General features: G+C 41.6%; 10 protein-coding genes. 9 read left to right on the forward strand and 1 reads right to left on the reverse strand.

Translation table 11 applies throughout. The annotated features are described in order from the left end of the window. Positions 1 to 166: 166 nt before the first annotated feature. The 6 genes from gvpN (at position 167) to PX481_RS24730 (ending at position 3,786) form a co-directional block, all read left to right on the forward strand. Positions 167 to 1,207 (forward strand): gas vesicle protein GvpN, encoded by a 1,041-nt coding sequence (gene gvpN / locus PX481_RS24705; RefSeq protein ID WP_002758527.1) that lies wholly within the window; start codon positions 167 to 169, stop codon positions 1,205 to 1,207. Positions 1,208 to 1,236: 29 nt separating this feature from the next. Further along, positions 1,237 to 1,647 (forward strand): gas vesicle protein, encoded by a 411-nt coding sequence (locus PX481_RS24710; protein ID WP_288023303.1) that lies wholly within the window; start codon positions 1,237 to 1,239, stop codon positions 1,645 to 1,647. Beyond that, complete coding sequence (locus PX481_RS24715; RefSeq protein ID WP_353852228.1) at positions 1,604 to 1,912, forward strand: gas vesicle protein; 309 nt, start codon at positions 1,604 to 1,606, stop codon at positions 1,910 to 1,912. Before PX481_RS24710 ends, PX481_RS24715 begins: the two co-directional genes overlap by 44 nt. 375 nt (positions 1,913 to 2,287) lie before the next feature. Continuing rightward, complete coding sequence (locus PX481_RS24720) at positions 2,288 to 2,761, forward strand: gas vesicle protein K (protein ID WP_002758523.1); 474 nt, start codon at positions 2,288 to 2,290, stop codon at positions 2,759 to 2,761. 15 nt (positions 2,762 to 2,776) lie between these two features. Continuing rightward, positions 2,777 to 3,511, forward strand: a complete 735-nt coding sequence (gene gvpF / locus PX481_RS24725; protein WP_002796984.1) for a gas vesicle protein GvpF — start codon at positions 2,777 to 2,779, stop codon at positions 3,509 to 3,511. A 14-nt stretch (positions 3,512 to 3,525) separates the two neighbouring features. Next, on the forward strand, positions 3,526 to 3,786 hold the full coding sequence (locus PX481_RS24730) for a gas vesicle protein GvpG (protein ID WP_002758521.1): 261 nt from the start codon (positions 3,526 to 3,528) through the stop codon (positions 3,784 to 3,786). A gap of 123 nt (positions 3,787 to 3,909) precedes the next feature. Here the strand turns inward: PX481_RS24730 and PX481_RS24735 are convergent, their stop codons facing one another. Continuing rightward, positions 3,910 to 4,242: a gas vesicle protein gene (locus PX481_RS24735; protein WP_002758520.1), complete on the reverse strand. Its 333-nt coding sequence runs from the start codon at positions 4,240 to 4,242 to the stop codon at positions 3,910 to 3,912. A gap of 92 nt (positions 4,243 to 4,334) precedes the next feature. Here PX481_RS24735 and PX481_RS24740 point away from each other — a divergent pair, with 92 nt between their 5' ends. The 3 genes from PX481_RS24740 to PX481_RS24750 form a co-directional block, all read left to right on the forward strand. Next, on the forward strand, positions 4,335 to 5,018 hold the full coding sequence (locus tag PX481_RS24740) for a GvpL/GvpF family gas vesicle protein (protein WP_002758519.1): 684 nt from the start codon (positions 4,335 to 4,337) through the stop codon (positions 5,016 to 5,018). A 12-nt stretch (positions 5,019 to 5,030) separates the two neighbouring features. Then, positions 5,031 to 6,932 carry an ArsA family ATPase gene (locus tag PX481_RS24745; protein ID WP_288023306.1) on the forward strand — a complete coding sequence of 634 codons (1,902 nt, stop codon included), beginning with the start codon at positions 5,031 to 5,033 and terminating at the stop codon, positions 6,930 to 6,932. A 214-nt stretch (positions 6,933 to 7,146) separates the two neighbouring features. Beyond that, the coding region (locus PX481_RS24750) for an AAA family ATPase (RefSeq protein WP_288096587.1) at positions 7,147 to 7,658 on the forward strand (512 nt) is incomplete at its 3' end.

Raw genomic sequence — 7,658 nt, forward strand, 5'->3', positions numbered from 1 at the left:
TAAGCCTTAAAAGCCAAAGACGATTAAACTTGCCGTAAAATTCGGGTAACACAAGCGTCCTCGCCTACTCGGTTATTAAGGGGAAACCTGAACCAGCAGTTGTTAGCTCAAGAATACCCGTACGCTTCAGGCGGGGATTATCAATGGTATTTACTAGATTTCAACTATGACAGTTACTGAAACTCAAACAAGAAGAGCCGTCCTCAGCCTCCGCCCCGGTCAATTTGTTGTTACGCCTTCGATTGATCAAATTGCCACCCGCGCCTTACGTTATCTAAACTCTGGTTTTTCCATTCATCTATGTGGCCCAGCAGGAACGGGAAAAACCACCTTGGCAATGCACTTGGCCAATTGTTTAGCCAGACCTGTGATGCTAATCTTTGGCGATGATGACTTTACCAGTTCCGATTTAATTGGTAGTCAGTCTGGCTACACCCATAAAAAACTGATGGATAACTATATCCACAGCGTTCTCAAAGTTGAAGACGAGCTAAAACACAATTGGGTGGATTCTCGCTTAACAATGGCCTGTCGCGAGGGGTTTACCCTAGTTTATGATGAGTTCAATCGTTCTCGACCTGAGGTCAACAACGTTTTACTCTCTGCCTTGGAAGAAAAAATTCTCACCCTGCCGCCCACTAGCCATCAACCCGATTACCTACAAGTCAATTCTCAGTTTCGGGCAATTTTCACCTCCAACCCAGAAGAATACTGTGGGGTTCATGCCACCCAAGATGCTTTAATGGATCGGTTGGTAACTATCAATATGCCTGAACCAGACCAACTAACTCAGACAGAAATTCTTGCTCAAAAAACGGGGATTGGTCGAGAAGATGCTTTATTTATTGTCAACCTCGTCAAAACCTTTCGTGTGAAAACTGCGACTGAAAAAACGTCGGGTTTGCGCTCCTGTTTAATGATTGCTAAAGTCTGCGCCTCTCACGATATTGCGGCCAACTCCGCTGACTCGGACTTCCGTGATATCTGCGCCGATGTTCTTTTGTCACGCACAAATTTATCTGTTGATAAGTCAAGAGCGATTTTATGGGAAATCCTCGAGGACAATCCGTTAGAATCCTTATCCTTTCTAGAGGAAGAGGAGCCTTCCGATGCCCAAGCGTCAACTCCTGAGCCTTCGACAGGAAATCAGTCGTTAAAAGCCATTCAATCTTTACTGCGAGGCAACTTGCCCCAGCGAAAAGACTAATTTTATACTCTTATTGAGTGAAACCAACCGTGACTTCTTCCACTTTTGCTGGCTCGCTCAAAAACCAGTCAAACAACTCCCTAAAAACAGCAACTCAAGGTTCGAGTTTAGCGGATATACTCGAACGAGTTTTAGATAAAGGAATTGTGATTGCCGGCGATATTTCCGTTTCGATCGCCTCCACTGAACTTATAAATATCCGCATTCGTTTGTTAATTGCCTCTGTTGATAAAGCCAGGGAAATGGGGATCAACTGGTGGGAAGGAGACCCCTACCTCCATAGCCAATCCCAAGCTTTACTAGCAGAAAATCGGGAACTTTCGCTCCGACTCCAAACCCTGGAAACTGAGCTTGAAACCCTAAAATCCTTAAGCCAATTGAGTGCAATAGAGAGCCATGATACCAGTCCGAACGATGAAGCACATTCCTCAGATGCGTGAAATTCCTCACCTGAATCCTCAAAGGTTAGGAAATTTACACGAGACGATTGCCCCCCTGGATAAGGCCAGGGAAACTGCGATTAACAGCTTGCAAGGTTATCCCTACCTCCCTAGCCAAGGCCAAGCTTTATTCGCAGAAAACCTGGAACTTTCACGCCGACTTCAAACCTTAAAATCCTTAACCAAATGGAGTGTAGTGGAGAGACGTGATGGCAGTCCCAACGATCAAGCACATTCCTCGTATATATTGAAATTCCTCAATTGAATCCTCAAACGGTCAAGAAGTTTACAGCAGTTAACGATTGCCTCTGTTGATAGAGCAAGGGAGATGGCAATTAATGGGTGGGCAAGCGACTCCTATCTCTATAGCCAATCCCAAGCCTTATTAACAGAAACCCCGGCAGCTAAACTTTAAGCCTTAAAATCCCTACCCTAATCGGGGGCAATCGAGGGCCATGATACCAGTTAAAATAATCAAGCACATTCCTCCTGTCGGAGAAATTCGTCCCTGGAATCTTCACAGGGCAGGGGAAGGTTGAAATTGTTTAATTACATCATTTTTTCCCTCAGATAAAATTTCTTGGCCAAGCCTCCCACTAGAGACTCACCGTCAAAAACTGCTCATTTACCAACTCCAACCATGACACTTGCTTGCACACCTTACGATTCTGATAATCAAGCCTTGCTGACCCGTCCAGAAAGTAATAGCCAAGCTGGTTTAGCCCCTTTACTGTTAACTGTCGTGGAACTGGTACGCCAATTGCTCGAAGCCCAAATCATTCGCCGGATGGAAAAAGGGGTTCTCAGTGAGTCTGATTTAGATAGAGCCGCAGAAAGTATCCAAAAATTGCAAGAACAAATTCTCTATTTGTGTGAAATTTTTGAGGTTGAGCCAGAAGAGTTAAATGTCCACCTAGGAGAGTTTGGAACTCTTTTACCGGAAGCAGGGAGTTATTACCCGGGAGAGGAGGGTATTAAGCCTTCTGTGTTAGAATTAGTGGATCGACTCCTCAATACAGGGGTTGTTGTGGAAGGAAATGTTGATCTGGGTTTAGCTCAACTAGATTTAATTCATCTAAAGCTTCGTTTGGTTTTAACTTCTCAGCCGGTTTAATTTGGGAGAATACTGATGACAGTGGGTCTTTATTTATATGGAATATTTCCCGAACCAGTTCCTGACGGACTCGTTTTGCAAGGGATTGATAATGAGCCAGTTCACAGTGAGATGATTGAGGGTTTTAGTTTTCTCTACTCCGCTGCTCATAAAGAGAAGTATTTGGCATCCCGTCGCTATTTAATTTGCCATGAAAAAGTATTAGAAACTGTCATGGAAGCAGGGTTTACAACGTTGTTGCCCCTGCGGTTTGGCTTAGTTATCAAAACCTGGGAATCCGTCACCGAACAATTAATTAGTCCCTATAAAACCCAACTGAAAGAATTATTTGCTAAACTGTCAGGCCAACGAGAGGTTAGCATTAAGATTTTTTGGGATAATCAGTGGGAATTACAAGCGGCTTTGGAGTCTAATCCGAAGTTAAAGCAAGAACGGGATGCGATGATGGGGAAAAACTTAAATATGGAAGAAATTATTCATATAGGTCAACTCATTGAAGCCACTGTATTGCAACGGAAACAAGACATTATTCAAGTCTTTAGAGACCAATTAAATCATCGCGCCCAAGAGGTGATTGAAAGCGATCCGATGACGGATGACATGATTTACAATGCAGCTTATTTAATTCCCTGGGAGCAAGAGCCGGAATTTAGCCAAAACGTTGAAGCGATCGATCAGCAGTTTGGTGATCGCCTAAGAATTCGCTATAACAATTTAACCGCACCCTATACCTTTGCCCAACTTGTCTAAGGAGAGTATTAGTTATGTTTCTCGATCTTTTATTTCTTCCTGTTACCGGTCCTATTGGGGGTCTGATCTGGATTGGGGAGAAAATTCAAGAGCGTGCAGATATAGAATATGATGAGGCGGAAAATTTGCACAAATTGTTATTATCCTTACAACTATCTTACGATATGGGCAACATTTCTGAGGAGGAGTTTGAAATTCAGGAAGAAGAACTTTTATTAAAAATTCAAACCTTAGAAGAAGAAGAGGCAGAAAACGAATCTGAATCTTCTCTCTAAACTTGCAATCTTTCCCACCACATAGATCATGAACAAAATCACAAATTGTAAGCTTAGTAAGGGCGGATTTGACAAGCTCAAGAACTCGTTGAAGCTTGGTCAGAACTAGCCCTTGGTTAAGCCTTAATATTCTAGGTAAAAAGTTTGGAAATTACTGGAATTATTAGAGGAGTGAGCAACAGTTTTGGGGGAATCAGGTTTTTTAGCTACACTAGGAGGGTTGGCTGTACGCAAATTTTGAATACTTTGTTCTGTAGTCTCAATTTGCTCTGTCACAAACGTGAGACGATTTTTTAATTGCTGAATCTGCCGCTCCATCATTTCTAATTTTTCTTGGATACGTTGTTTTTCAGTAATTAACTTATAAAGCTCAAGTTGGTGATCTGCTTCAGATTGTTTCCGAGGCATGGTGCTAATTTTAGATCTAATTGGTCTGGGTGGACGAGTGGTTGTCATAACAATCCCTGAATAACTTAGAATATTCTAGCATATCAACGCCCCAATATAAAAACTTGTAAAAAATCGTCAATTTTCTTTCGGTCAACCCTATGAAATTGTACAATCTATATACTTACGCTTTTTTGAAAACCCCCATAGAAAGCCTAAAATTACCCGTTGGAATGGCTAACCCATTGTTACTGATAACTGGTGGAGAGCTATCGGCCGTAGTCGAACCCGAAGTTGGTTTAGACACTTTACAAAATGATGATGAACGCTTGATTCAATCGGTTTTATGTCATGATCGAGTCATCTGTGAATTATTTCAACAAACCACTATTTTACCCTTACGTTTTGGCACATCTTTTTTAGAGACAGAAAATTTACTGACTCATCTTTGTTCTCATGGCCAAGAATATCAAGAAAAAATTGAAGAACTTGAGGGAAAAGGAGAATATCTTTTAAAATGTATTCCCCGTAAGCCAGAGGAGCCTGTACTCTCTTCTGAAAGCAAGGGCAGACAATATTTTTTAGCCAAAAAACAGCTTTATGAAGCCCAACAAGATTTTTATACTTTGCAAGGTTCAGAATGGCAAAATCTCGTGAATTTAATCACCCAAAGCTATCCATCAACGAGGATTATTACTGCTCCGGGGACAGAATCACGAATTTATCTTTTAGTTAATCTTCAAGAAGAACCTTTACTAATCGAGCAAGTCTTGCATTGGCAGAAAGCCTGCCCCCGTTGGGAATTACAATTAGGACAAGTTTCTCCCCCCTATCACTTTACTTAACTTGATTTCTCTATGACTAACTTTAACTTGGTAAATAACTCTCTAAGTCGTTATGACACTCGACATTTAGTTATGTTTAGTGGCAAAGGAGGAGTGGGAAAAACCACCCTTTCCTGTGGATTTGCTCGCCGTTGGGCTAAATTATTTCCCGAGGAACAAATCCTGTTAATCTCAACCGATCCTGCTCATTCTTTAGGGGATGTATTGCAAACAGAAGTTAGCGATCAAGCATCACCTGTAAAAGACTTACCCAACTTAAAAGTTAGGGCATTAGATGCGGAAAAATTGCTCTTAGAATTTAAAGAAAAATACGGAAAATTTTTAGAACTTTTAGTAGAACGGGGCAGTTTTGTTGAAGGAGAAGATTTAACTCCTGTTTGGGATTTAGACTGGCCAGGTTTAGATGAAATTATGGGTCTATTAGAAATTCAACGATTACTTATTGACAATGTTGTAGATCGAATTGTTGTTGATATGGCTCCCTCTGGTCATACCTTGAATTTATTGGGAATTAAAGACTTTTTAGAGATTATTTTAAATTCTTTAGAGTTGTTTCAAGAAAAACATCGTGTTATTTCGCAAACTTTTTCAAAAACCTACAATGCCGATGATGTGGATGACTTTTTAGTCAAAACACAAGCAGAATTAACCGAAGGCAAACGAATCCTACAAGATCGGGATTTTACCCTTTGTTTAATTGTGGCAATTGCCGAACCGATGAGTTTATTAGAAACCGAACGATTACTCAATAGTTTGCATCACTTAAATATTCCCTGCGGCAGCTTATTTATTAATCGCATTCTAACGGATCCTAATCAAAATTTAGATCGCTATAGTGAGCAACAGCAACTCCTGGATAAATTCCTAAAAATTCCAGGTCAAGAGACAATTTTCACCCTGCCCCAACAATCAAAAGAACCCCTAGGAGGTGAAGCATTAGATCAGATCATGAGTCAAATTAAAATCATCGAAAAAGTAGAATTTACTCCCCCGCCTACTATTCAATGGCCGCAAAAAATTCTGCCGAGTTTTAGTGATTTTATTGACGACAAACGCCAACTCATTATCATTGGTGGCAAGGGGGGAGTGGGAAAAACCACCGTTGCTGCGGCCATTGGTTGGGCGTTAGCTAATCGTCATCCCGATCAAAAAATTAGAATTATTTCTATTGATCCAGCGCATTCTTTGGGAGATGCCTTTGGGACAAAGTTAGGACATCAATCCACACAATTAACTGCTAATTTAAGTGGTCAAGAAGTTGATGCTAATATCATTTTAGAAAAATTTCGAGATGATTATTTATGGGAACTGGCAGAAATGATTAGTGGTGAAGGTAAGGAAGAAGGAAACATCAAACTAGCTTATACTCCGGAAGCTTGGCGACAAATTGTAGCTCAATCTCTGCCAGGAATTGATGAAATGTTATCCCTAGTAACAGTGATGGATTTATTAGACCAGAAACAACAAGATTTGATTATTTTAGATACGGCTCCTACCGGTCATCTCCTGCGATTTTTGGAAATGCCAACGGCTTTAGGAGATTGGTTAAGTTGGATTTTTAAGCTTTGGATGAAGTATCAAAATGTCTTAGGGCGTGTAGATTTAATGGGACGATTGCGAACCTTAAGACAACAAGTGATGTCTGCCCAGAAAAAACTAAAAGACCCCCAACATACAGAATTTATTGGAGTTTTGCAAGCCCAAGATGCTATAGTTGCCGAACAACTGCGATTGACAGCATCTTTGAAAAAAATGGGAGTCTATCAACGTTATGTCGTGCAGAATCGTTATCATGCTAATGAGGAAATTGATTGGGATTTATTCCCAGAGCAAACTTTGATCCGCTTACCCAGTTTACCCCGGTCAGTAGAACCTCTAGCCCGGGTAAAAGGCGCGGCAGATCTGTTATTTTAAAGGTAATTAGTCTGCTCAAGTCGGACTTCTCAACCCCATCTATCACCCAGTCCCCACGGCAATTCTCATTTTGAAACGATTTTGCGTTGTTTCAGCGATCTAGAGACTCGTTAAGAATTATTAACCCCTCTAGGTGCCAGGGTTTTAATGTCATGAAACCTTAAAATGAGAATTGCTGCAGTCCCCATCTTTCACTTGACTCAGGAGAAATTTTATGGTAGAACTATTCAAAGGCTTTGAGCAATTAGTCGAACTGGCTAAAACCTTAGAGGAAAAACTGGAAAAAGGGGAAATTAAAACCGAAGTGCAGTTTAACTCTCGTCCCTTGAGTAACATCCCCCGTTCTGGCGGTATTCCCCGTTCAGGGGGAGTTTCTCGTCCGAGCAATTCTGCTGGGGATGATTTTGAGGTTAATCGCAATCGGTCATCTCCCACTGATTCAGGGGTTGAAGACACTGTGACACCGCCCGAAGGACCGACCACAGCTTCTCTGAAAGATGTTGGTGGCTTGACGGAAGTGATCAAAGAACTCAAGGAACTAATTGCCATTCCTCTGAAACGCCCTGACTTGTTGGCCAAGTTAGGACTTGAACCCACTCGCGGCGTTCTCTTAGTCGGGCCCCCTGGAACCGGTAAAACCCTGACCGCCCGTGCTTTGGCCGAAGAACTCGGTGTTAACTATATTGCCTTAGTCGGACCAGAGGTGATCAGCAAATATTATGGGGA

The sequence above is a fragment of the Microcystis sp. M53603_WE2 genome, from assembly GCF_030065435.1.

What these genes read in the sequence shown, in the direction of transcription:
- PX481_RS24740 (WP_002758519.1), top strand. Translation starts at nt 4,335, where the DNA reads ATGAAATTGTACAATCTATATACTTACGCTTTTTTGAAAACCCCCATA.
- PX481_RS24715 (WP_353852228.1), top strand. Translation starts at nt 1,604, where the DNA reads ATGATACCAGTCCGAACGATGAAGCACATTCCTCAGATGCGTGAAATT.
- PX481_RS24745 (WP_288023306.1), top strand. Translation starts at nt 5,031, where the DNA reads ATGACTAACTTTAACTTGGTAAATAACTCTCTAAGTCGTTATGACACT.
- gvpN (WP_002758527.1), top strand. Translation starts at nt 167, where the DNA reads ATGACAGTTACTGAAACTCAAACAAGAAGAGCCGTCCTCAGCCTCCGC.
- gvpF (WP_002796984.1), top strand. Translation starts at nt 2,777, where the DNA reads ATGACAGTGGGTCTTTATTTATATGGAATATTTCCCGAACCAGTTCCT.
- PX481_RS24735 (WP_002758520.1), bottom strand. Translation starts at nt 4,242, where the DNA reads ATGACAACCACTCGTCCACCCAGACCAATTAGATCTAAAATTAGCACC.
- PX481_RS24720 (WP_002758523.1), top strand. Translation starts at nt 2,288, where the DNA reads ATGACACTTGCTTGCACACCTTACGATTCTGATAATCAAGCCTTGCTG.
- PX481_RS24730 (WP_002758521.1), top strand. Translation starts at nt 3,526, where the DNA reads ATGTTTCTCGATCTTTTATTTCTTCCTGTTACCGGTCCTATTGGGGGT.